22 protein-coding genes are annotated in these 24,121 nt (G+C 61.4%); 9 read left to right on the top strand and 13 right to left on the bottom strand.

The window, feature by feature from the left end; translation table 11 throughout:
• Nucleotides 1-3: 3 nt before the first annotated feature.
• Genes CI15_RS32865 through CI15_RS32835 form a run of 7 tightly spaced genes read right to left on the bottom strand, consistent with a single transcriptional unit; the run spans nt 4 to nt 7,668 of the window.
• Nucleotides 4-1,377 carry a sensor histidine kinase gene (locus tag CI15_RS32865; protein WP_062137238.1) on the bottom strand — a complete coding sequence of 458 codons (1,374 nt, stop codon included), beginning with the start codon at nt 1,375-1,377 and terminating at the stop codon, nt 4-6.
• Nucleotides 1,364-2,080: a response regulator transcription factor gene (locus CI15_RS32860; protein WP_062137235.1), complete on the bottom strand. Its 717-nt coding sequence runs from the start codon at nt 2,078-2,080 to the stop codon at nt 1,364-1,366. Before CI15_RS32860 ends, CI15_RS32865 begins: the two co-directional genes overlap by 14 nt.
• The gene (locus tag CI15_RS32855; RefSeq protein ID WP_062137233.1) at nt 2,077-3,654 is read right to left on the bottom strand and encodes an alkaline phosphatase family protein; all 1,578 of its coding nucleotides are present in this window, start codon (nt 3,652-3,654) and stop codon (nt 2,077-2,079) included. The genes CI15_RS32860 and CI15_RS32855 overlap by 4 nt, the downstream gene beginning before the upstream one ends.
• Complete coding sequence (locus tag CI15_RS32850) at nt 3,651-4,379, bottom strand: TonB family protein (protein ID WP_062137230.1); 729 nt, start codon at nt 4,377-4,379, stop codon at nt 3,651-3,653. The genes CI15_RS32855 and CI15_RS32850 overlap by 4 nt, the downstream gene beginning before the upstream one ends.
• 1 nt (nt 4,380) lies before the next feature.
• On the bottom strand, nt 4,381-4,779 hold the full coding sequence (locus CI15_RS32845; protein WP_062137227.1) for an ExbD/TolR family protein: 399 nt from the start codon (nt 4,777-4,779) through the stop codon (nt 4,381-4,383).
• Nucleotides 4,780-4,781: 2 nt separating this feature from the next.
• Nucleotides 4,782-5,471, bottom strand: coding sequence for a MotA/TolQ/ExbB proton channel family protein (locus CI15_RS32840; RefSeq protein WP_062137224.1), 690 nt, complete (start codon nt 5,469-5,471; stop codon nt 4,782-4,784).
• Nucleotides 5,472-5,493: 22 nt separating this feature from the next.
• The gene (locus tag CI15_RS32835) at nt 5,494-7,668 is read right to left on the bottom strand and encodes a TonB-dependent receptor (protein WP_062137220.1); all 2,175 of its coding nucleotides are present in this window, start codon (nt 7,666-7,668) and stop codon (nt 5,494-5,496) included.
• Nucleotides 7,669-8,249: 581 nt separating this feature from the next.
• On the opposite strand from CI15_RS32835, the gene CI15_RS32830 reads away from it, so the two are divergent.
• Nucleotides 8,250-10,028, top strand: coding sequence for a hypothetical protein (locus CI15_RS32830; protein ID WP_153041243.1), 1,779 nt, complete (start codon nt 8,250-8,252; stop codon nt 10,026-10,028).
• A gap of 188 nt (nt 10,029-10,216) precedes the next feature.
• On the top strand, nt 10,217-10,750 hold the full coding sequence (locus CI15_RS32825) for a DUF2867 domain-containing protein (RefSeq protein WP_241496012.1): 534 nt from the start codon (nt 10,217-10,219) through the stop codon (nt 10,748-10,750).
• A 405-nt stretch (nt 10,751-11,155) separates the two neighbouring features.
• On the opposite strand, the gene CI15_RS32820 is transcribed toward CI15_RS32825, so the two are convergent.
• The 4 genes from CI15_RS32820 to CI15_RS32805 all read right to left on the bottom strand — a co-directional run bounded on the left by CI15_RS32820 (nt 11,156) and on the right by CI15_RS32805 (nt 15,118).
• A complete protein-coding gene (locus tag CI15_RS32820; RefSeq protein ID WP_062137214.1) occupies nt 11,156-12,619 on the bottom strand; it encodes a mechanosensitive ion channel domain-containing protein in 1,464 nt (487 codons plus the stop codon).
• Between the two features lie 894 nt (nt 12,620-13,513).
• Nucleotides 13,514-13,732, bottom strand: coding sequence for a hypothetical protein (locus tag CI15_RS32815; protein ID WP_062138381.1), 219 nt, complete (start codon nt 13,730-13,732; stop codon nt 13,514-13,516).
• Nucleotides 13,733-13,805: 73 nt separating this feature from the next.
• Entirely contained in the window at nt 13,806-14,063 is a 258-nt protein-coding gene (locus tag CI15_RS32810) for a hypothetical protein (protein WP_241496011.1), read from the bottom strand.
• A 344-nt stretch (nt 14,064-14,407) separates the two neighbouring features.
• Complete coding sequence (locus tag CI15_RS32805; RefSeq protein WP_062137208.1) at nt 14,408-15,118, bottom strand: lysophospholipid acyltransferase family protein; 711 nt, start codon at nt 15,116-15,118, stop codon at nt 14,408-14,410.
• Between the two features lie 681 nt (nt 15,119-15,799).
• On the opposite strand from CI15_RS32805, the gene CI15_RS32800 reads away from it, so the two are divergent.
• Nucleotides 15,800-16,612, top strand: coding sequence for an alpha/beta fold hydrolase (locus CI15_RS32800; protein WP_062137205.1), 813 nt, complete (start codon nt 15,800-15,802; stop codon nt 16,610-16,612).
• 28 nt (nt 16,613-16,640) lie between these two features.
• Here CI15_RS32800 and CI15_RS32795 read toward each other — a convergent pair whose 3' ends face one another.
• A complete protein-coding gene (locus CI15_RS32795; RefSeq protein WP_062137202.1) occupies nt 16,641-17,561 on the bottom strand; it encodes a LysR substrate-binding domain-containing protein in 921 nt (306 codons plus the stop codon).
• A 154-nt stretch (nt 17,562-17,715) separates the two neighbouring features.
• Between CI15_RS32795 and CI15_RS32790 the strand changes: the two genes are divergently transcribed.
• From CI15_RS32790 to CI15_RS32775, 4 genes are read left to right on the top strand one after another with little or no spacing between them, the layout of a single operon-like run.
• Complete coding sequence (locus tag CI15_RS32790; RefSeq protein WP_062138380.1) at nt 17,716-18,375, top strand: RraA family protein; 660 nt, start codon at nt 17,716-17,718, stop codon at nt 18,373-18,375.
• Between the two features lie 25 nt (nt 18,376-18,400).
• Nucleotides 18,401-19,081, top strand: a complete 681-nt coding sequence (locus CI15_RS32785) for an RraA family protein (protein ID WP_062137199.1) — start codon at nt 18,401-18,403, stop codon at nt 19,079-19,081.
• On the top strand, nt 19,078-19,725 hold the full coding sequence (locus CI15_RS32780) for an RraA family protein (RefSeq protein WP_241496010.1): 648 nt from the start codon (nt 19,078-19,080) through the stop codon (nt 19,723-19,725). The genes CI15_RS32785 and CI15_RS32780 overlap by 4 nt, the downstream gene beginning before the upstream one ends.
• Entirely contained in the window at nt 19,725-20,942 is a 1,218-nt protein-coding gene (locus tag CI15_RS32775; protein ID WP_062137194.1) for a pyridoxal phosphate-dependent aminotransferase, read from the top strand. Before CI15_RS32780 ends, CI15_RS32775 begins: the two co-directional genes overlap by 1 nt.
• Nucleotides 20,943-20,979: 37 nt before the next feature.
• Here CI15_RS32775 and CI15_RS32770 read toward each other — a convergent pair whose 3' ends face one another.
• A complete protein-coding gene (locus tag CI15_RS32770) occupies nt 20,980-21,891 on the bottom strand; it encodes a LysR family transcriptional regulator (protein WP_062137191.1) in 912 nt (303 codons plus the stop codon).
• A gap of 239 nt (nt 21,892-22,130) precedes the next feature.
• On the opposite strand from CI15_RS32770, the gene CI15_RS32765 reads away from it, so the two are divergent.
• Both CI15_RS32765 and CI15_RS32760 read left to right on the top strand, forming a co-directional pair.
• A complete protein-coding gene (locus tag CI15_RS32765; protein WP_062137188.1) occupies nt 22,131-22,787 on the top strand; it encodes a DUF4286 family protein in 657 nt (218 codons plus the stop codon).
• A 71-nt stretch (nt 22,788-22,858) separates the two neighbouring features.
• Nucleotides 22,859-24,118: an MFS transporter gene (locus CI15_RS32760; RefSeq protein WP_062138378.1), complete on the top strand. Its 1,260-nt coding sequence runs from the start codon at nt 22,859-22,861 to the stop codon at nt 24,116-24,118.
• Nucleotides 24,119-24,121 lie beyond the last annotated feature (3 nt).

Genomic DNA, 24,121 nt, shown 5'->3' with positions numbered 1-24,121 from the left:
CCCCTACACCCGATTCGGAAACCGCAGTTGCATCCTGCAGCCGGGATCGTTGTCCAGAATCTCGATCGCCGCATCGTGCACCCGCGCGATTGCCGCGACCAGACTGAGACCGAGGCCGTGGCCCGGCACAGAGCGTTCGGACACGGGTCCGCGATAAAACATGCGTAGTACCGAACCGCGCTCGGCAGGGGCGATGCCGGGGCCGTTATCGGTGATCACCAACACCGGTTGCCCGTCTTCGATCTGCGCGGCCAGTTTGACCGCGCCGCCTTCCGGTGTGAATTTCAGCGCGTTGTCGACCAGATTTTCGATCGCGCCGAACAGGAGATCGAAGTCGCCGTTAACTTCGACCGGCACGTCGGCATCAAGCGTTAGCGAAAGCTGGCGATGCTCGGCAAGCGGTTCATAGAGCTCGGCAACGTCGCGCATCACGGCGTCGAGCGAAATTCTGCGGAAACTGGCGCGGCGGCTGCCGGACTCGATCTCGGCAATGCGCAGCAGGGCCGTGAAGCGATTGAGCACGAGGTCCGATTGGGCGATCGCCTCGTCGATGGCGCGGGCATAGTCGTCGGCTGTGTCGTCGCGCCGGCGGGAGCGCTCCAGACCCGCGCGTAGGGACGTCATCGGCGTGCGCAGGTCGTGAGCGACGCCGGCGCACACGCCGCGAACTTCGTCGACGAGCCGCTCGATCTCGTCGAGCATCGTGTTGACGATGGCGGCAAGACGGTCGAGATCGTCATGGGTGCCGCGCTGCGGAAGGCGCCGGTTCAGCTTACCCGCCATGATTTCGCGGGCGGTCTCTGCGATCGCGGCAATCCTGCGGTTCGCGAGGCGATGGAGCGCGACGCCGCAAGCGAGCGCCAGCAGGCTCGCCAGCGCAACCCCGGCGCACAGCGTCTTGAGCAGGGTGCGGTCGAAGCTCAGCACCTCGCCGATCGAATGGCCGACCACGATCCGCAAGCCGCTCGTGGTCGGAATGATGATGCCGCGGTAATGCGCGCTCACCATGCTGTCGCCGTCGCGGATCGTCTCCGTATACTCGAATGGCTTGCGGTCCTCTTCTGGCGGCAGTACCGACACGTTACCGGCGAGCCGCGTGCCGTTCGCCTCGAACACGCCATAGGGCCGCGCGCTTGCCACGTCGCGGCGGCTGAGTGCGCCGATGGTCGTGATCGCCTGGCTGCGGTCTATCGCATGAAACTCGGCAAACTCGCCGCGCAGGCGCTCGTCGACCTCGTGCAGCAGGTATCGGCCCGTGAGCCAGTAGAGGAGCGCGAAGAGCATGATCGCCGAGATGACGAACACCACCAGCAGCCAGCCTACGCTTCCGATCCGCGCGCGCCCCACGCGCCCCACGCGCCGCTTAGCCTGCAGCATGGATGATGTAGCCCGCGTTGCGCACCGTGACGACCATCGCCGAGAGACGTCCGTTGAAGCTGAGCTTGCGGCGCAGGTTGCTGATATGCATGTCGATCACGTTGGTTTGTGTGCTGAAGTGATAATTCCAGACCGACTCGAGCAGCATCGCGCGCGTGACCACCTCGCCTGCATGTCGCATCAGGTATTCGAGGAGGCTGTACTCGCGCGGCTTCAGATCGACGATCTGATCGCCGCGCCGAACCACGCGTGTTTGTGTGTCCAGCGTCAGATCGTCGACGCGAAGCACCGATGCGGCGGACGTGCCGTTCGTCGCGGCACGCCGGCGGCGCAGCAGCGCGTTCAGCCGCGCCGTGAGCTCGAGCCCGTTGAAGGGCTTGACGAGGTAGTCGTCGCCGCCCGCCCGCAGACCCCGAACGCGCTCGTCCACCGCGTCGAGCGCGCTCAGGATCAGCACGGGCATCTGCTTGCCGATATTGCGCAGCGTCGCGAGGATCGACAGGCCGTCGAGGTCCGGCAGCATGCGATCCAGGACGAGCGCATCGAATTCGCCATTGGTCGCACGCAGCAAGCCATGAAAGCCGGTCGGCACGCATTCGACTTCGAACCCGTAGTCTTCGAGGGCGGCGGTGATTTCCAGCCCTGCGCCGGGATCGTCTTCGACGACCAGCACTCGGCAATGGCTTGCGGGCAGACTACTCATCGGCGGGGCAGTGGCCGGTCGGCGGCGTTTGTGTTTGTGTCGTCATTGGCGAGCGGACCCGCCGCTGTCCAGCGTGTGTCCGGCAGCACCGGCGTGCCCTCCAGCCTGACTGCCTGGAGCGCATCCGGCTGCAGGCCGAGCGCCGCAAGAATCGACGGCGCAACCTGGGTCGTGGACACGGGCCATGTGACGCTGACTCCACCGCCGGCCAGCCGTGGGTTCGACACGAGCAGCGCGACATGGGTATCGTCTTCATGGAAGCCCCCGTGTTCGGCCACCTTACCATCGTGCGATGGCGTGAATATGACGCCATCGTGCGAGACGATCACGATGTCCGGCGTGCGGCTGTCGGCGGCGGGCGCCGGAAACCGCAGCGCGAGACGCTCGCCGCTGATGACATCGGCAATGCCGAGCGCGTCGGCGTGTGCGCGCAACGCCGTGGTGATGGCCGCTGCGGCGGACGGATCGCGCAACCAGACGAGCGCGCCATGGTCGGTCGTGAGTTGCGCGAGGGCGCCGGGGGCCGCCTCGTTGATCACGCCGGCAAGACGCGTTTCGTCGATCTTGTCGAGCCGCGCGCGGTCGATCGGCCCATTGCCATGCTTGGCCGTCACGATCACGAGCGTGTCGTCACGCAGATGCCGTCGCTCGAGTTCGTTCACGAAGCTGCGCAACTGGGCGTCGACGTGAGCGATCGCGCCGTCGAGACTGGGTGTCAGCGCACCGTTGGCGTCGCGATAGCCGTAGATTTTCTGCGCGACGTTGACGGCCTGCAGGTTCAGACCGAACACGCTCGGCACGACGGCCGATGCGCTGCCGTCGTGAGTCAGGCCATCGATCTCGTTGACGATGGCGCGCGCCTTCACGTCGTCGTATGCCTCGGTCTTCGCGAGCGAGCCGGTGATCTCGCGCGGCTTCGCCTCGGTGAGGCCTTCGTAGTTCGCGCCGATCTCCGGCAGGAACAGGTCGTCGACGCCGTGCCCGGACGGGCCCTCGACGAGCTCGTAGGTCGGATGCTTGTCGATCCACGCGGTGTAGCCGCCTGCGTCGTGCACTGCCTCGAACACGGTGTTCACGCGCAGGAACGCATGCGGGTAGACGGGCGCGCAACCGTGGTGCGGATCGCGCGGCAGCCTGGCCGGATCGATCATGTCGTGACCGTGGCCGTCGTCCTTGTCGAGCGATTCGTCGTAGCGCACGCGCGTGCCCGTGCGGCTGCAGTCGCTGCCGGGTGGGGACAGCGCGCGGTCGTAGGAGTCGTCGTAATAGACGCCCGTCGCCGCGGGCGTGCCGCCCGTCACCAGCGCGAGCAGGCCGGGGAAGGAGTCGGCGGGCACCACTGCACGGGCGTTCGTGTAGCTGATGCCCTGCGCCGCAAGCGTGGCCAGCGCGCTGTCGGGATGAGCGGAAACGAAGCGCGCAAGGTCGCTCGCGTGCAGTCCGTCGACGCTCACGAGCAGCACATGGTGAACGTTTGCCTGGGCGGGCAGCGAGGCGGCCGCTTCGGCAGCGCCCGACACGAGAGCGCACGCGGTGGCGATGGAGATCGCCAGGGAAGGCAGAAGTCGGTTCATTCCTGATCGTCGAGATTGAAGTTGACCCATAGTTGTTCTGTAAGAGTTTTGCCTGCGAAGCCGGATTCGGGCTTCGGAACGTTGGCGTCGCGCACGGCGGCGAGCGCGGCGCGGTCGAGCGCCGCCACGCCGCTGGACACGACGACCGTGGCGTCGGAGACGACGCCGTCGCGATACTGGAACGCCACGCGCGTGCGCCCTGAAATGCCGCCCATGCGCGCCGACTCGGGGTAATGCAGTGCGGCCTCGATCGCGGCGCGCAGCGCGCTTTCGAAGCTCGCGCTGGCCCGGGCGGGCGCCGGCGCTGCCACAGGAGCGGGCGCGGGCGTCGGAGTCGGCGGCTGTGCAGGTTCGACCGCTGGCGCCGGCATCGGAGCGGGCACCGGTGACGGCGCGGGTTGCTGCGGCGCGTGGACGGGCTGGGGCAAAGCGGCGTGCGAGACGTGATGCACCGGGGGCGCCTCATGAGGCCGCGGCGGCTGCACCTGCGGATGCGGCGCCAGAGGCTTTGGCACCGGCGGTGCTGCGGTAGCGGGCTGCGGCGCCGGTACGCTCGCCAGCGACAGCAGCGTGGGCGGCCGTTCAGGCGGTGGCTCGGCGTTCTTCTGCCGGAGCATGGACCAGGCGCCCGCGAGCAACGCCATTTCCACGATCAGCGCGACGGCCGCTGCGCCGTAGAGGCGTCGTGTTTCGGGCGCGAGGCGCGCGGTGGACAAGGTCGCCATATCACTTCGCCGCCGGCTGGGCCGCGAGCGCGACCTGGGTGACGCCGGCGGCACGGCACGCATCCATCGTGGTAACGAGGTACTGAAGTCGCGCCCCGCTCGCGCCGGCGATCGTCACGACGGTACGCGACGGATCGAGCTGCGCGGCGAGCATGGCCGTGAGCTGCGCGGGCGTCAGCGTGCGGCCGTCGACGGAGAGCGTGCCGTCGTCGGTGAGCGTCACCGTGAGCTTCGGCGGCGGCAGTGCCTGCGCGGTCGAACTGGACGGCAGCCGGGTGGCGAGACCCGCGTTCGGAATCATGTGAAGCGTGATCATGATGAAGAACACCAGCAGAAAGAACATGATGTCGATCATCGGGATGATCTCGATACGCGCCTTGCGTGCTTCGAAGTACTTCATCGTCACGTTCCCTGCGAGGCGAGATGCGCGGCCGCTTCACGCAGGTTCTCGCGCGCCAGGGCGGCCTGCTCGTGCGCGATCCCCGTCATCCGGTTGACGAGCGTCGCCTTCAGCGTTTCGAGCTGGTGCGCGGCGAGCCTGACCCGGTTGTGCAAGCCGTTGAAGAACACCAGGCCGACCATCGCGACGAAGATCCCCGAGGCGGTCGCCACGAGGGCTTCGGCCACGCCGCCCGTGACCTGCGAGGGGGCATTGCCGGCGTTTCCCAGCACCTGGAAAGCGTGGAACATGCCGACGATCGTGCCGAACAGGCCGAGCAGCGGCGCGAGCGTGACGATCGTGTCGAGCACCCAGAGGAAGCGGTCGATGCGGGGAGCTTCGCGCATGATCGTCTCGTCCAGCGCAGCCGTGAGCGTGTCACGGCCGCGCACACCGCCCATGCGGGCAGCCGCCGACAGCACGTGCGCCACCGGCAGACCGCGGTAGCGGGTCGCCAGCGTCGAGAGCGCAGCCGGCTCGACATGGTTCGCGCGGTCGAGCTGATCGAGCACCGCACGCCCGCTCGCGCTGACGCGCTGCAGGAACCAGGTGCGCTCGACGATCACGGTCAGCGCGACGAACAGCATGATTGCGATGACATACAGCACGCCGCCCGAATCGCTCGCGAGGTGCATCAGAATGTCGATATTCATGGAGGAAGATTCCAGTCAGAGGTTAGAAATCGGTGGACAGGGTCGCGAAGAACGCACGGCCGGGGATGGTCCAGTAGAGCGGCGTGTTGTTCGCAACGGTATAGCCTGCAAGGCCGTTGATGCTCGTGCGGTTGAACAGGTTGTCGATCTCGAGGCCAATGCGCGTATTGCGCATCCACGTGGTCGGCGACTTGAACGTGTAGGCGCTCGCGAGATTCGTGACCAGATAGCCGCCGATCGGCTGCTGGTTGCCGGTATCGCCGTACTGGTGGCCGACGAACTTGCCGATCAGCGAGCCGTGCCACGGTCCGCGGTCGTAGATCATGCCAAGCGCGGCAGTCTGTTGCGGCGCGTTCGGCATCCAGTCATCGGTGCTCTTCTGTTTGGCGGAGTTGAAGGTCAGGTTGCCGTAAAGGCTCAACCCGTCGCCGGCATAAAACGTCGCTTCGGTCTCGAATCCCTTGTAGACGGCGCCACCGGCATTCGTAAAGAACGTCGTGCCGCCGATCGTCGTGCTCGTGACGGCGTTGCGGAAGTTGATGTAGTAGAGGTCGGCGGACACCGTCAGGCGGTCCGTCTTGTAGGTCGTACCGATCTGATAGTTGTCCGTCTGCTCAGGGTCGGGCTGCCCGGACAGCGACGGATTCGGCACATAGAACACGTTGAGGTTCGGCGCGAGAAAGCCCTGCGCATACTGCGCGTAGGCGCTCCAGTTCCGGTTGATCTGATCGTGCAGCGTGAGCGAAGGCAGCACCTTCGTCCACGTATGGCTGAAATCCAGTGGCTCGGCCGTCTTCTGGTTGAGCGCGGAATCGATGCTGCGACTGAACGACACGAATTTCACCCCGGGCGTGAGCGTCAGTCCATACGGCAGCTTCCATGCGTACTGGACATACGGCTGGAACGTCAGGAACGAGTCCTGCATCGAGAAGTTCAACTGCTCGAGCGCGAAGTTCAGCGTCGCGTCGGCGTTCATGTTGTCGCGGAAGTTCGACTGATGCGTGAGCCAGGCGCCGAGTTGCAGCGTGCCTGGACCGAGCGTGCGCTCTGCGTTGAAGACGTCGCCAAAAGAGCGATAGTTGTTGGCCATTTGAGTCCCGGGCACGTTGTTCGGGCCAAACGTGGTCCCGTTCGGCGTTTCGCCGTTGGGATCGAGGCCGTTGAACCCGTCGTGGTAATACCCGTACGTGTACAGCTTGTTGTCGAGTTTCCATCCGGCCAGCACGGTTTGTAGCCCGATGTACTCGAAGTCGGTGTTGATGCGGTCGAAGTTGTAGCCGGAGTAGGCCTGGCTCGTCGGGTCGTTATTGAGCGCGAACGAAGGGCCGAATTCGCGGATCTGCGCGGCCGTCGCGCCGAGCGACGTGTTCTGGTAAATCCGGTTGTAGGTGGCGAAGAGCGTGAGCAGCGTGTCGTCGCCGATCGGCTTGTCGAGCTTGAAGTAGACGTTGTCGCGCCGCTGTCCCACGTTGTCCAGATAGCCGTCGCTGCTCGAATGGTTGTACCCGACCACCGCGCGTGCATCGCCCCATTGCTGCAGATCGCCGGTATTGAACTGCGCACCGGTGAGCCAGGTGTTCCAACTGCCATACGAACCGAGTACGGAAAAGGCGGGGGCGAGGGACGGTTCGATCGACGTGAGCGCAACCGTCCCGCCGAAAGTCGCGAAACCGATTTGCGAAGCGTCGCCGGGACCGCGATCGACGGCGATACTTCCGATGCTCTGCGTGCTGAAGAACGACGTCGAATGGTGCGTGAAGTCGTTGGCATCGCCGAACGGAATGCCATCGAAGGTCACGTTGTACTGACCGTCCTGAAACCCGCGGATCGTCAGGCTCTGCGTCTCCATGAGACCGGGCCCGTTCGGGTTGATGCTCGAAACGCTTGGCGCGATCTGAAGGATGTCGCTGTAGTTCGACGTGGGTGGATTGCTGTTCTGAATGTAGTTCTTGTTGATGATCGATTTCGGCTCGGAGGCGGTGAGCGATCCCTGCGTCGGCGCTTGAGCGGGAGCCGATTGCGGGTTGGACGATGCTCCGGTGTCGCCGATGCGGGAAGCCGACGTGGCGGTACTCTGGACCGCGCCGAGATCCCCGGTCAATTGCGCGAAGGCGAGAGGCGCACTCGTCGTGCAAAGTGAAGCCAGAATGAGTTGTGCCAGCGGCTTTCTGCGGAGCCGCGCTTGAAGCTGTGTCATCCGTAGGTATCCTTGATTTCGACTGATGCTCTGCATGAGAAACGCAGTGATCGTAAGCACAAGGAATTAACTGGCTGTGATTGCAAACTTACGAAGTTAAGAGGGAGGGACGGGAGGAAGAGGTGTGGCAGGACGCATCGAACGCGCGCTGTTAGCCAGAGCGATCGTTGCGTCGGCACCAGAATTAAAACCCCGCACCAAAAAGGCACGCATTGTGACGGGGAAATGTTTCACGTCGAAGAAGAAGCGCTTACGTTGCTTACGGGGGCGTTTCCCGCCTGAAAAGCTTCAGGACTCCACTCCGCTCAGTTCGGGCAGCGTATGACTGGCTATCAATTTCGATCGCGGAACCGAAGGAAAGTCGAATTTATAAATGCAAGATTGATGTAATTGCCGTGCCACGCTCCCTGACTACAGTCCCACATCGATTTTCCAGATGTGAAAAATCGTGAATGTAATCCTTCGGCTTTGCGCTGGCGTATTCACAAAACAAGCTAGCTGGTTTAGCCGTTTTTACGTTTCCGGCATGGCCTGATTTTGCGCTATGCGATGGGACTGATTCCAAATCTATAGGGGTTTGCATGAAGAGTACCGCATTTCGCCTGCTGCCGATCGCAGCAATGACGTCCATGCTCTGGGCTTGCGGCGGTAACGACAATTCCGGGAGCACGCAGCCGCAAAGCGCCTCTAACCCATCGACCCCATCGAGCACGGCTAGCGCTGCGCCGGCGCTGCTGGTTTCGCGGTCGGTCTATGACCCGGCCTTCACGCTAACGGGCATGCTGCCTTACAACGCCACGCCGGAAACGACCAATACTTCGCCGGTGGCCGCTGTGTCGCCCGGAACCTATCCGAACGTGTTCACGACGGAAGGCGCAACCGCGGACGCGAACTTCGGTGTGACCACCGATATCATGATCGATCAGTGGGCCGCCGGCGCCACCAGCCCGACCCAGTACCTCGACGTGACGGCGGCCGCGATGCAAACCGGCTTCGACTTCACGACGAGCTTCGCGTCGAAGTCGGAGCTCGCGCTGAACCTGTCGCAGGACGGCACCGCGATTACCTTCAACGGTTATAACGCGCCGATCGACCAGACCGACCGCTCGAACTCGAACACGCCGGGTGTGATCGATCCGACCAACCCCGACATCGCCCAACCGACGTACCGTACGGTCGCCCAGCTGGACCTCGCAACCAAGGCCTTGACGTTTACGAACACCAACGCCTACTCGGGCAACAACGGCCGCGCCTCGGTGCTGGCTGGCGGCCAATACTACATCGTCGGCAATGCCGGCAACTCGGGCTCGTCGCCGAGCCCGACCTACGGCCAGCTCGACATGCTGACCATGAACTCGGGCGTGCAGACGATTGCCGCAGGCAGCAGTTGCGCATTCTCGCAACCGGTGGGCACGTTCTTCTCGGGCAACGGCAGCACTTACGCGGCGCCGACGTCGTGCGGTCTGGGTACGATCACCGACGCGCTGGCTACCACCGTTTTTGCCAAGAAGACCAACGCCGGCGGCAACCAGTTCGGCTTCACGCTGGCTTCGGTCGGTCAGCCCTACGACAAGACCGGTAAGGACGCCAACTTCCGTGGTCTGTTCCTGGCTCCGGATGGCACCCTGTACGTGTCGAAGGGCAGCGGCAGCAACGGCGTGAACACGGTCTTCCAGGTCGGTGCGACTGGCGCCCTCGCGAACGGCGCCACGTTCAGCAACTTGCAGAACGTCGCCATCACGCCGTTGTTTACCGCGCCGACGACCGCGTGGTCGGGTGCGCCGGGCGCGAGCAACGAGCCGGCATCGAACGCAACGCTGACGGCAGCCCTGAGCGCCGCCAGCGCGACGTCGTGGCCGCTCAGCTGGAACAGTGGCTTCCCGTTCGGTATGTGGGTGCCGAAGACCAACACGAACCTGATGTTCGTGGCTGACGAAGGCGACGGCGATCCCGCCGACATGACGATCGGCAGTGGCGGTCTGTGGGTCTACCAGAAGTCGGGCAGCACCTGGACGGCCATCGCTCACGTCACGCAGGGTCTGAATCTGGGCCAGGCGTACACCGTGACCGATGCCAAGGGGACGTACGGTACGGCCGGCGCCAATTACACGACCTCGGCCGACGGTCTGCGCAACGTCACCGGGCAGGTCAACAGCGACGGTTCGTACACGCTCTACGCGATCACCTCGACGGCCAACAACAGCCTTGGCACGACCTTCGACGCCGGTGCCGATTCGAACCAGCTCGTGAAGGTCACGCTGAGCGTGAGCGGTTCGACCGTGACGACCTCGGGCTTCACCGTGATGCAAACGGCGCCGTATGGCCAGGTGCTGCGCGGTGTGACGATGACCAGCCGCTAAGCAGCAACACCGGGCGGTACCGCATATCGTGCGGTGCACTTCAGATGGCTCGCATTCCGAGGAATGCGGGCCATTTTTGGTTGAGAGTATCGTTTGGTAGTGCGCCCGTTCGTCGTCTATCATGCGATCACTTTGACGATGGTAGCCCGCATCGATCAGCCGCTGACACGACTAGACTGCTGAACACCATGAACCAACCCCGGAACACGACCCTGACCAAAGCGCGCGCCGTGCCGATGCCCGGCAACAGCGTGCTAGCGCCGCTTTACGCGGGCGCGGACCTTTTGGACGCCTTTGCGATTCGACTGCCAGCGGGGGCCAGCGATGATCTGGAGGTGTTGGCACGCGCCGCGTTCGAGCGGCCGGCGTGGTGGATTCGCGCGCTCACGGGTGTCCGCGATGGGGTGATGGTGACAGTCGGCGTCAAATCGTCTCGCGCAGTCGGTCTTGCCGGAGCGGCGCGTGGGCCGGTTATCGGCTTCTTCCCGCTGCTGTCAAAGAGCGCGACGGAATTGATAGTAGGCGCGGATGACCGGCATCTCGACTTCCGCGCCACCATCCAGGTTCGCGCCGACGCGGCAAATGGGCGAGAGCTGCTCGCGGCCACGGTGGTGCATTGCCATAACAGACTGGGGCGAATCTATCTTGCGACGATTGCGCCGTTTCATCGCGTGATTGTGCGGGCTAATCTGGAACGGGCAGTCAGAGCAATGCGGACTTGATAGGGGAAAAATCCACCCACTACTCAGTGCTGACCTGCGTTCAACAGCATCCAAACTTGCCGCGCTGGTGGCCCAGCAAGAATCCGAGCAAAGGCGCCCCCGCAGCTAGCGCAGGTGTAGTGCTCTTCTCGTCGGATGTCCCCCACAGCTCCGGCGCCATTGAGCACAAGGTTTTGATGAGGTTGTTCTGCAGCCGGCTGTCCGTGAAGGTCAGCGCACTGGACGCAGGGTTGAACACAAGAGTCCATTTGTGAGATGCCAGCAATTTTGAGCGTTCGCCGTTCGCAACTATGGGTGGACCTCGAACGACGCCATACGATTTAGCCGCTGCGCCATCACGACGCTGGCGATACTACGAATCCTGCGTTCGATGAAACAAGACAGGTGTTCGTACTCGGAAACGGTTCACGAATCGTCGTGCAGGGAGTGCAGTTGCCGAACTTTGTCGTACAGCCACTGGAAAAGCGAATGGTCTGTCTCTTTCGCCGCAGGAATCGGGTTCATGAGTTTGCCAATTGCATCCTGACGGTAGGCCAGCAATTGACACATCTGCTTCGCCACTTCCGGATGCTCTTTCAGGAACGAAGTCATATCGTCTTTGCTGACCTGATATAGCAGACAGGGGGTAAGCGTCCCAATGGAAACATGCATTGGAAGTCCAGCGAGCAGTCCAGTTTCGCCAAACGTTTCGTCTGGCCCGATACGAGCAATTTCACGGCTGCCGGACGCTTCAGCAAGAATAACGGCAAGTACGCCGGAGTGCACAATCCAAAGACTATCCGGCACCGTTTCAGACGCCAGAATCTGCTGATTGGCCTGGTATTCGTGCCGCGAAAGTCGCGAGGCCAGACGTGTGACTTCGTCGCTTGTCAGGCTTTCGAACAAGGCCACTCGCTTTAAAAGTGCTTCTTTGGCGTCATGCGCGGTGGAGGCGGGCGCGGGCATTCCTAACGCGCGAAGTGCCACGCCTGATGCGGCCAGATGTCGATAACAGAGGTCGAAAAGCTCATTGGATACAGAGAGCTTCTTGTTCATATCATCGACGAACCCAACCACTTCGTATTGCACTGAGTTCAGTGTCGTGCGCTTCACGCGGGCGAAGGGAGCCGGGGTATCAAGAATAGCGTGGCAACCAGTCAGCGCGCGGCGTAGGGCATCGAACACCGTCTTCGGCCGTGCCTCGGGTTCAATCTCCAGTACCAACGACAGACCGTGAACGGTCGCTGGCCTGCTGTTGTTGGAAATCTTTGCCTTCGCGGCGACGGCATTGGGCACAATCAGGGTGTTTCCCTGGCCGGTCAGCAAATGGGTGGCGCGCCAGTTCATCTCGACCACCTGGCCCTCAACGTCATCGATCATCACCCAGTCGCCAACAGAATAAGGCTCGGTGGTGTTGAGCACGATGCCCGCGAAGACGTCGCTGAGTGTGCTCTGGATTGCCAGGCCCAGCACGATGGCGAGGGCGCCCGATGTAGCGACTAGCCCACGCACCGGCAGCTCCAGTACGAAGCCGAGGGCGGCCACGACCGCAGCGAGGAAGACGACCGCACCGAAAACGTCTGAGAATAGCCGCTGCCGTCGCCACGCGCTCGGAAGCAATAGTGTGTCGAGGGAGAGAGTGAGCAGCCGCGCTGCCATCAACCACCAGATTATCTCGAGCACCTGCCCCATCCAGTGCAGTTCGACCACGTCTGCGTAGGATGCTTGTGTGAACGGGTTCAGGCCGGACGAGAAAAGTACCCAACTCAATACAGAAAAAAGCGCAAGTCGTACCAGAAGACGTGCAAATTCACTCGCGGGAAGTCGGAAACGCCACACGACTACGTCGATAGCGACGATACCGAATCCCAGAATCAGCGGGTACTTCATAGGCGGTTCCCCTGAAGGCAACCTTCCGAGCATACACATACCACGGCGGAAGCGGAATATGGTTGGGGAGACCGAGACCTGGGCGGTGGCGCGGAGCAAAGGACTTCTGCGTCATCTGACAGGACACTACCCCGCAGCCGTGTGCGTTTCCGTTGATGCGGTTGGATGTAGCTGGACCACGTAACCGTGTCTAATGGCGTTCGATACCGAGGGAGGTGTGAGCAGCTCAACGGTCGCAGTAGGGATTCCAGGATGTAGGCTGTCAACATAGCCTGTATCAGTCCACCGAAACAGCTTGGTGCCTGCCCAGAGATGTGGAGCGCCGTCCCAAACGACAATGACGCCGGCGGGTAGTGCCTGCAGTGACTGTCGCCATTCGCTCGTGGCCCCACGGCGAAGCCGTTCAATATGGAGCCGCGTATCCATTTCCTGAGCGCTCATATTTGAACCGAGTCCGTTTGCGGATAGCCAGCGAGCCTTGAAGCTGAGGTAGTCGGCCCGACGGCACATTGCGCACGGGCGGTGGCCCGCGCTCAAGGCAGTGGCCTCGTCGAGAAAAAACAGCTCGGTATACTTTCCCGGCTGCATGAGAGGCTTTCGGCTCCAGTTTTTGTAGGCAAGCCGGCAGGTTATCCATGCTCGAATCCGCCAATCGCGAACGATGCGGCCATCCCGGTCGTGGAGTAATCCACGATTGCCCATCCAGCCTGCGAATGGGCAGACAGGATGAATGTTTCCGATGGGGTCAACTCCGTTCGGCAAAGGCATCCAGGTATTCTCAACACCTACGAAATGTTGTCCATGCGTGGTCCAACCCATGCGTATCAAGTGGCGGGCTGAATCCACATCAGGTGACGCGCGAGGTTGAAGTGGGCGTCCGCGTGACGCGCTGCGCTACCCGTGGCTATCGACCCAGGCACGACACCACGAAAGGCCCGCCAGCTCGGCTTCTTCATCGCTATCAAAGCTTCCGAGGACCCCGGACACTTCCACAACCTTCGAGTCGCGCATGATCGTGCCGCTTCCTGCGAAGCGTTCCGATTGCAGCATGTCGTCCTGCTGCAGGATGGAATGCCCCCACAGCGTGTATCCACGATATTTCTCAGTTTGCATCTGCTCACCTCTGAAGGTCCTCCGCATCGATTCCCATCATTAGTTGCCCCGACATAAGCGCCCCGACAAGTTTCTACTGCTTGAAGCGTTTGGTGTCGATTCCAGCCATCTTCAACGTGGCATCGAGCATTTTCAATTCCTGCTCGAAATCGAGTGGCCATTCCTCGCCGTCACAGCGCACAGTCATGCCGTTGTGCATCGAAATCAGATTGCGCGCCTTGTACAGGGCATCGACAAGCTTTGATTCCCGTTCGGCTTCCCGAACCCATTCATCCGCTCTCATGATGAAGCCTCCCTCTGGATAAGGCACGCGGTCCACATCAACGTCCACGCGAACGCACCTTCGGGCGCAGACGAGCTGCTTCCGTGCGCGTTCATAGTTCAGTCCTCGTTTAAAAGCTGTCAGTTCGCTGGGGTGAATTTGCGTGTCCGATACTGTATAAATATACAGGTTTTTGACCCGTCAATGTCCACCCTTATCGTCCCTGGAGAGGAAATTCACCTTTCCTTGTGGCGGGCGTCGCAGCTCGCGCGTGGCTCCCGCTGCAGCCGTCGAGTGATGGATTGCCGGTGACGTCTGAGCTGCGCATGCAAATGCCACTCATCGAGGCCACGTTTTTGGCCACGTTCCTGGAAGCGTCGACTGCCTACGGGAAGGCTGCCGAGCCAAAGTCATCACAGCTTCAGCAACGCCGCTTTCATCCAGTCGTGGACGACCCGATTCAATTCCTGTTGCGACATGCGTTCAGACGAAAAAGCTGGACCGATAACCACACGAATACTCCCGCGCCCGTCCGGCCACCCCTTCGCGGGCCAGACTCTCCCCGCGTTGTGGACGACGGGAACGACCGGCGCGCCGGTCGCGCATGCCAGGCGAACACCGCCGGACGTCAGTCTCAAGGGCGCGCCATGCGGCACCCGGGTCCCTTCCGGGAATATGACTATAAAGTCGCCTTTTTCCAAACGCCTGGCGCACTCCTGCGTCACTGCCTGATGGGCTTGCCGCGCCGAGCCACGATTCAGGCTTACCATGTCGAGGCCGCGTAGTACCCATCCGAAAAACGGGATGCGCAGCAGATCTTCCTTGAACACAAAGCTGATGCGTCGTGGAAACACGGCCATGAACGCCAGCGTCTCCCAGGTCGATTCGTGACGGCACAGGATTATCGAAGGCTCTTCCGGAAGATGCTCGAGCCCGTCGACCGAACATGTAATGCCGGGTAGCCAGCGCATGACGGCGACCAATGCGCGACACCATTGCAACGCAAGCCAGTAGCGGCCATTCCTTCCGACGAAGGGAAACAGCAACAGTATCCCCACTGAATATAGTGTTCCGCTGCCGAGCAGGTAAACAATGAACAGCCATTTGGCGAATGCGGAGCGCATGATGAGCCGAATGAAATGAGCCTGACAGCGAGATGTTCAGTTTGTGACTGACTGCGCGTGCTCGCCCGATGCCTTCACATGCTGGCATCGCTGCAGCCACGTCGCGGTTCCGATTTCGTTTGTCCAACAGCCGCCATGCGAGCCATAACGCACCTTATCCGACCGCGCTCGTGCCGCCCGGGTCAGTCTGACCCAGCTACATCGGCGCATCGGAGCGCCTAATGACCCCATCACAATACTCCTTTCGGGAAAACTCTCTTCAGCAGGACGCGAAGGTCAAGACGCTCGCAGAATCTTGAGCACAATGGTGACTACTCCGTCATCGGGCGATAGCGTACGCGGTCGGTATTGCAACTCGGGGTCTGGCACACCACGGTCGCCGTCGTTTCGCCATGGTGCGGATACACGTCAAGTCGCGACCCCAATTGGACCTCGGCGTTGCCACGGGTTTTGTGACCAATGAAAACGGTAGAGCATTCGCTGGCGGTGGCCAGCTACCATGCGGGACCTGCTTTGAGCGCCGCGCGTCCAGAGCGAACCGCGCGATAGATACTCCACTCGTATCACTCAGATACGAAATCGGGAATTTACATATCAGCTTCGCATGCGCGATGATGCGCGAACCTAACCAAGCCGGAGCGGTTCGCGTCGCAGAATCGCTCCCACTGTTTTGGAGCAGCCATGGTCGATACTAAGAGCGAAACGCTCGAACTACGCATTCGAGACGTCGATGTGAGCCTTTCGACGATTTATCGTACCGGCGTCGGAGCGCCAATCCTCTTCCTTCACGGCTTTGGGGCCACCAAAGAGGACTATGCAGACATCGCGAGGCTCGCGCGGTTTTCTGGCCGGCCGTTCATCGCCTACGATGCACCGGGCTGCGGCGAAAGCAGGTGCAGTGACCTCGCGGCCGTTGGCATTCCGCTTCTGGTCGAGACCGCTCGTGCCGTCCTTGAACGTATGGACGTGCAAAGCTTCCACGTCGTGGGGCATTCGATGGGCGGCCTTACGTCCCTGATGCTTGCTCACGAAGAGGGCGAGCGTGTTTGCAGCTTCGTCGACATCGAGGGTAACGTGGCGCCGGAAGACTGCTTCTTGAGCCGTCAGATTTTCACGCATGCAGCCGACGACCCGCACGAGTTCTTCGTTCACTTCATCGAGCGGGTCCGGCAATCATCGGAGTTCTCGAGCTCGTTGTATGCCGCGAGCCTGAAACACAAGGTGCGCGCGGAAGCCGTGCGGGGCATCTTTACGTCGATGGTCGAGCTCTCCGACCGCGGCGACCTCATGCGCAAATTTCTCGGCTTGCCGTGCAGGAAGATGTTCATGTACGGCGAGCAGAACTCGCACCTTTCCTACCTGTCGCAGCTGGAGGCAGCCGGTGTGACGTTGGCGCGCATCGCGGGGTCGGGACACTTCCCGATGTACTCGAACCCGGTGGAGATGTGGGACCAGATTGCTGGTTTCGTCGGCAGTCAACAGACCGGCGGTTGAACCTTACGCCGTGCACCGTAGCCGCAGCCTAGCTGCGGGCGGCAGTCCTACCGCCGACGCCTTTCGCCCAGGAAACCACTGCATCGACCATCGGATGATGCCGATTGGTGTTCCAGGCGAGCGCAGCCGTCACAACCATCACTCGCTCCTTGAGAGGACGAAACACCACGTTTTCGGATGCGAGTTTGCGCATGGATGCGGGAACGAGCGCCACGCCTTGCCCGCATCCGACATACGCGATTTGAGACATCACCGAGCGCACCTCGTGCAAGACCCGCGGACTGAAGCCGTTCGAGCGGCAGATTGCCGTCAAAAAGTCGAAATATGCGGGGCTCACTTGCCGCGATGACATCACGAGCGACTCGTCGGCCAGCGACCGCAGCCGTACACGCGAGAGTTCGGCAAGCGGGTGGCCTCGCGGTACGGCGACCGCGAGCCTGTCTTCGGCAAGCGGCATGCTCTCGATTCCATGCCCAACGGGTCCATCCAGCCTCACAAAAGCCACATCGAGTTCCCCAGACTCGAGTGCAGGTATTGCTTCTACGCTGTCAATTTCCCGCACGAAGACGGAAAGGTGCGGGTATTCGCGCTTTAGTGCGCTTTGAAGCGCTGGCACTGTGTCCAGCATGGCCGACGTAATCGCGCCAACTTGCAGAACGCCAGACTGACCCGCTGCAACTTCCCGGACCACACGCTCAAGCCGCTCAACCTGGTCGGCGAACTGTCTGACTGCCGGCAGGATTGCCGCCCCAGCTGGGCTGAGCTGGGTGCCGCGCCGCGAACGGTCGAACAGGTTCAACCGCAGTGACTGCTCAAGCACCTTAATCTGCTCCGTCAGCGGGGGTTGCGACATGTTCAGCCGCTTTGCCGCCCGCCCGAAATGCTTCTCTTCGGCGACCGCGAGGAACATCCAGAGTTGGCGGATGAGCCGGAAATCAATAGTCGTCATTTCACTGAACCTCGGTAATCGACTGGCATGGAATAGACCACATTGCAGCAGAAGAGATTAATCCGAAAATCGTATCATGGCGATACGTTATGGCGAATTTACATATCAAGGGTCGAAGCCGACGATGACGACATTGCCAATCCAAGCTATCGCCATGACAAACGCTGCCACTCTCGGCCGGCTCGCTTCGCTTGATTCCAACACGGTGTCCGACGCTCTTGACTTCCTTGGTCTGCCTGGCGCGACCTACGGCCTTCGCCCGCTGTGGGATTGCCCGAAAATTGTTGGCAGGGCGAGCACCATCCAGTTGGGTCCGAAGACCGGCGTCGCACCCACCGTGCACCTCATTTCCCCGGTTATCGACGCCGCGGCGACTGATGACCGCGTGCTTGTGATTGGAGGCGGGCTCGAAGGTATTTCGTGTTGGGGCGACATCCTTGCCAACGCGGCTGTCGCGAAGAAGATTCGCGGGTCCATCATCGATGGCGTGAGCCGTGACATCGAGGGCAGCGAGTCTATCGGCTATCCGGTCTTTGGGCGTGGCGTCACGATGATTAGCGCTCGCAACCGCGTCATCCAGCTCGACTCGGGAAAGCCCGTCGAGATTGCGGGCGTCACGGTGCATGAAGACGACTACGTCATCGCCGATCGGTGCGGCACGGTTTTCGTGCCGGCTGCTCGCATCGAGGAAGTGCTGGAACTCGGGGAGCGCATTGCGCGCCGACAGGACGGCATGGTCGCAGCAGTGCGTGCAGGTCGTTCCGTGGCTGAAGTCATGCACGACAAAGAGTTCGAAGCCATCCGGGCCAACTAATCCCCTTCAACCAGGACTACCAATCATGACGAACCCACAGAGAGCCAGCGCTGAGGACCGCGAACTGGTCGCACTGTTTGCCGGCCTGGATACTCCGGGCGTCTCCGATGCCATGGACAAGCTGGGACTGCATGGTCAGGCACTCGGCATTGCGCCGCTGGCCGACTATTCCCACCCCGTCGTCGGTCCGGCGTTTACGGTCAAGTACGTTCCCGCGACCGTTCCTGCGGGCACTGTCGGCGACTTCATCGATGACGTCGCGGAGGGCGATGTCGTGGTCATCGATAACGATGGCCGGACAGACTGCACTGTGTGGGGTGACATCATGACCCAATACGCCGGCCTTCGCGGGATTGAGGGCACGGTCATCGACGGCGTATGTCGCGATGTCAACAAGGCATTGGGCGACGGTTATCCGCTCTTCACCGCAGGTCGCTTCATGCGCACCGGGAAGGACCGCGTGCAAGTCGAATCAGTGAACACCACCGTGTCGGTCGGCACGGTGCGCGTGGCTTCTCGCGACATCGTCGTTGCTGACGCGAACGGAGTGGTTGTCGTGCCGAGAGCACGGGCGCGGGAAGTGGCGGAGACGGCACGTCAAATCGAGTCAGTCGAGAGTCGCATCCGCGAGCGCATTGCACAAGGCGCGACCATCCGCGAGGCAAGAGCCGAACTCGGTTATCACACACTGCAACGGAAAGCATGATGACGAATATCGCAACCATCTACGATAGTGCCGTTGTCGAGCAGGCTCGGCGCCTTGGGACATCGACGTTGTACGAAGCATCAGGCATTCCGACCACGTCAGTCGACCCGGCTATCCGGACCGTTTGGCGCGGCGCATCGGTCGCCGGGGCGGCCTACCCGGTCGAGTGTGCACCCGGTGACAACCTCGCCATCCATATCGCGATGGAGCGTGTACCGCGCGGCAGCGTTCTCGTCGTGTCCGCTGCCGGGTTTGTCGCCGGCTACTGGGGAGAAATCCTCACGGTCGCAGCGGAAGCGGCCGGTGTCGCCGGACTGGTCATCGACGGGGGCGTACGGGACATCGCCGCGCTCACGTCCCGCGGCTTCCCGGTATTCGCGCGCGGCATCTCCGTGCGAGGCACGCTCAAGGATAGCGCGCCGTCTGTAGGCAAACCATTCAGCCTTGCGGGAACGCCGGTCGCCGTTGGCGACCTCGTGGTGGCAGACGACGACGGTGTCATCGTGATTCCAGCTGCCAGCGTTTCTTCGACCCTTGCCCGTGGTCAGGCACGGGCTGACAAAGAAGCTCAAATGATGGACGCCCTGAGCAATGGGCGCACGACTCTCGACCTGCTCGGGCTCACGCAGTGGAGGCAAGCCTGATGACTGCAACGACACAGGGGCTTAACCGCTTTCTGGCGGCCGCTAAGCCTTCCGCTACGTATCGTGTCATGGACCGGGTGGCCGCGCGCCGCGCTGAAGGCAAGGAAATCATCTCGCTGAGCGCTGGCGAACCCGACTTCGATACGCCGTCACACATTCGCGAAGCAGGCGTCACCGCGATTCGCTGCGGACAGACGCGTTACACCCAGGTAGCGGGCCTTCGTGCACTGCGCGAAGCGGTTGCCGACAAGTTTCGCCGCGAGAATGGACTCGATGTCGATTGGCGGCATACGCTCGTCTGTACTGGCGGCAAGCAGGTGATTTTCAATGCGCTCGCCGCGACGCTCAATGAAGGCGACGAGGTAGTCATCCCCGCACCTTACTGGGTGAGCTATCCCGAGATGGTCCAGGTATGTGGAGGTAAGCCGGTAATCGTCGAGTGCGGTGTGCGGAGCGGCTTCAAGCTGACGCCGTCACTTCTGGAAAACGCAATCACGCCTCGTACGCGCTGGCTGATTCTCAATTCGCCGTCGAATCCGACCGGAGCCGTATATAGTCGCGAGGAGCTGCTGGGTCTGGCAGAGGTGCTTGTTGCACACCCCCACGTGTTGGTGCTTTCGGACGACATCTACGAGCATCTGATTTTTGATGGACTGGCGTTCTTCACGATTGCCCAAGTCGAGCCTCGCCTGCGAAAGCGCGTACTGACGATGAACGGGGTGTCCAAGGCGTATGCGATGACCGGCTGGCGAATCGGCTTTGGCACTGGCCCTGCGTGGCTCATTGACGCCATGGAAAAGCTCCAGGGGCAGCAGACTTCCGGTGCGTCGACCATCTCGCAGTACGCAGCGTTGGCAGCATTAACTGGTCCGCAAGACTTCATCCGCGAATCTCGAGATATCTTTCAGCGTCGACGAGACACGCTCGTGGAGCGGCTCAACCGTGCTCCGGGCCTACATTGTGAAGTGCCTGCGGGCGCGTTCTACGCGTTCGCGTCATGCGAAGGGTTGATTGGTAAGAAAACCCCCGCTGGAAAGCTGCTGCTCACCGACGAAGATATCGTGAACGAACTCCTCGACAACGCCGGGGTAGCCGCGGTGCAGGGTAGCGCGTTCGGGCTCGGACCATACTTCCGCATCGCTTATGCGCTCGATGACGCTTCGCTTGAGCGAGCTTGCGGCGCAATCGCGCAATTCTGTGAGGCGCTTTCAAACTAGACGAGTTGTGAGGACATATGGCTGCAGTCATTTACCTTCAGATGGGGGCGAACGGCGCCTGCATCGAGCGCATGTACCGGTCGGCTTCCTGGCACGCGAGTTCGGCGACAAAGCGTATGGCGTCCGATGCACGGTTTTCGAGGTAACTAACCACGAGCGCCTGTAGGGGCAGAGGATGCTCGCTTGCGATGATTCGCAGTTCTCCGCTTTCTATCTCTTCTCGAACCGGCGGAAGGGGCATCATCGCGTTCCCGAAGCCGCACCTGACAAGTCGAACAATCGCGGCAATCGAACTGACGCAATGAACCTTTCCCAATGGCATGTCAGCTCGTCGGTACAGGTCTTTGAGTACAAGATACGGTTGTGAACCGCGGCTGAGCGTAATCGTCGGCTGACGAAGGATGAGGGGCAGATTGTTGTCGAGCTCGACAGGTGCATTCGCAGCGCCAACCCATCCCATCGTCATCGGCAAGCATGCCTTGCTGACAATTCCTTCTCCAATCATCTGGTCTGTCTGTAGCGCGATGTCGACGTCGCCGTCACGGAGGCTGCGATGGAGCCTGTCTGTCGATTCGGAACTGAGCTGCAGCTCGATACCGGGGTATGACGACTGGAGATGCTGCATGAAGTCGACCAGCCACGTGTGCACAACGCTCTCAATCGCGCCTATACGCACACTTCCCAGCAGGTTCTGGTCAGTCTTCCCCAGTTGCAGCATGTCCTGCTGCAACTCGAGCATCCGCTCTCCATAGCTAATGAGCCGCAATCCGACAGGCGTGAGTCGCAGCTCGCCGGGGCCGCGGTCGAACACGCGCGCATTCAGCTCTTCCTCAAGCGATGCGATGCGGTTCGATATCGCCGCCTGGGTGACATGCAGGCGCTCCGCGGCCGCCCGGAAGCTCCCTAGCTCGACGACCAGCAGGAAACTCTCAAGGAACCGTGTATTCATGTCGACTTCTCTTTGCAGTGTTGGCTTAAATTCTCGGCTAGCTAACTCTCGGTCGCCGAAATGCGAGCGTCAATTCCGAATCCAGTAGCAAGCTCATACGCACAGCATATCGACTGCTGGCGTCTCCACGGAGCCCGAAAAGAAAAATCTATCAGGGACCCCAACAAAATCCCGTTTGCTCGCTGCTTATTGGTTGACGACGATGAGTCACCCAACACATATCAAGGAGCGAGACGGAGATGAAGTCTGTTACCCCGCACGGCATGCTGTTCGTCGCTTCGGACATCAACGCCGACGACGAGCGTGATTTCAACGCATGGTACGACCGTGAGCACATCGAGCAGCGCGTTCGAATGGAAGGCGTAATTTCCGCCGCCCGATACTGGGCCATTAGCGGCAAGCCGAAGTATCTCAGCTTGTACTGGGCCGAGTCGGTCGCGGTGTTCGCCTCGCCGTCCTATGCCCATGCATTTCAGAACCAGACAACCTGGTCTCAGCGAACCCTACCCAAGATGGTCGCTCCGACGCGCCGCATCGGGGAGGTGAGTGCGAGCGTTGGTCAAGGCAGTGGAGCATTCGTGGCCGTGCTGCCCATGAGCGTTCCGGACGACGCGCAGGCTTTGACGGAGCGCTGCGCAGAGATCGGGGCTCGACTGTCCGAAGACCTCGGGTTCGTCCATTCGTACCTCCTGTCTCCAATCGACGAGCTCAGCCGCCCCTTGCCGCAGGAAGACCTCGCAACTCGCAAGATGTATCCCATGTTCATCGTCGAAAGCAGTAACGCGCGTTCCAACGAACAGGCACTTGAGTTTGCCTCGCAGGCACTCGACTGCGAAACATCAAACGCCGCACGCTACTCGCTCACCTGGAAACTCGCCGCAACGGAGCTGACGTAATGGAAAACTCAAGCGCCATCGTCAACAACCCACTCGAGCAGTCGAGTCCCCTACAGGTGCGACGGCCACGGATGGGCAGGCTCGCAGCAGCGAGCTCCATTGGCACCACGCTGGAGTGGTACGACTTCACGGTCTACAACCTGATGGCTGCTTTGGTCTTCAATGCCGTGTTCTTCCCGTCATTCGACCCGCTTTCAGGGACCATCCTCGCATTCTCCACATACGCAGTCGGGTACCTGTCCCGGCCATTTGGCGGGCTGGTATTCGGCCACCTTGGCGACAAACTCGGTCGGCGTTTCGTGCTGGTGGCGACGCTTGTGTTGATGGGCGCAGCGACAGGTCTGATGGGTGTGCTGCCGACCTATAACGTCCTGGGTATCTGGAGTCCCATCCTGCTGGTGGCTTTGCGCTTCTTTCAAGGCGCAGCAATCGGCGGCGAATGGGCTGGCGCTGTGCTGCTTTCCATGGAACACGGCAGGCAAGACCAGCGTGGCCGGAACGCATCATTCGCTCAAATGGGGCCGGCCTGTGGGACTTTGCTGGGAGCGGGATTCATCGCGGTCGCAACGTTGAGCATGTCGGCGGAATCATTCCAGACGTGGGGCTGGCGTATTCCGCTCTTGTCCAGCGCCGTCCTCGTCATGTTCGGGCTCTGGCTCCGACGTGGCGTAGACGAAACGCCGATGTTCAAGGAGCTTGAGCGCCATCAGCACAAGGTCGAGTTGCCTCTTAAGGAAGTGGCGCTCGGATACTGGAAGCGGCTGCTCATTGCAGGCAGCGTGCGCATCGGTTCGGACATCGTCTACGGCTTGCTTGTCGTGTTCACGCTGACTTACGTCACGGGAGTTCTACACTTGCCGCGTTCATTGGCGTTGACAGCAACCATGCTCGGCGCGGTGATTCACGCTATATGCGTACCGCTATTCGGCACTCTGAGCGACAAGCTCGGCCGCCGCACGGTTTACGGGACTGGCGCAGCCGCATCCATCGTCTGGGCGTTTGCCTATTTTTCACTGATGGATACGCGCCAACCGATTTACGTCTGCCTGGCAGTCGTCGTTGGCATGTTCTTTCAGGCAATGATGTATGGGCCACAAGCGTCATTCGTGACCGAGCAGTTTCCGACTCGGGTTCGCTACGCAGGCGCATCGCTCGCTGCGACCTTCGGCGGAATCATTGGCGGCGGATTCGCTCCTCTGATTTTTGCAGGCCTCTTCAAAGCCTATAACTCGTGGACCTACATCGCCGTCTATATCTCCGCCGGACTGCTCGTCACGCTTGTGGCGCTCATTGCAGCCAAAGAGACTGCAGGCCAACCTTTGGAAGAGTGAGTC

Origin of the sequence: Paraburkholderia monticola (assembly GCF_001580545.1) — a bacterium.
In the GTDB taxonomy this organism is placed as follows: domain Bacteria; phylum Pseudomonadota; class Gammaproteobacteria; order Burkholderiales; family Burkholderiaceae; genus Paraburkholderia; species Paraburkholderia monticola.
Note: the sequence above shows the minus strand (reverse complement) of the source record. Positions and strands in the feature narration are given on the sequence as shown.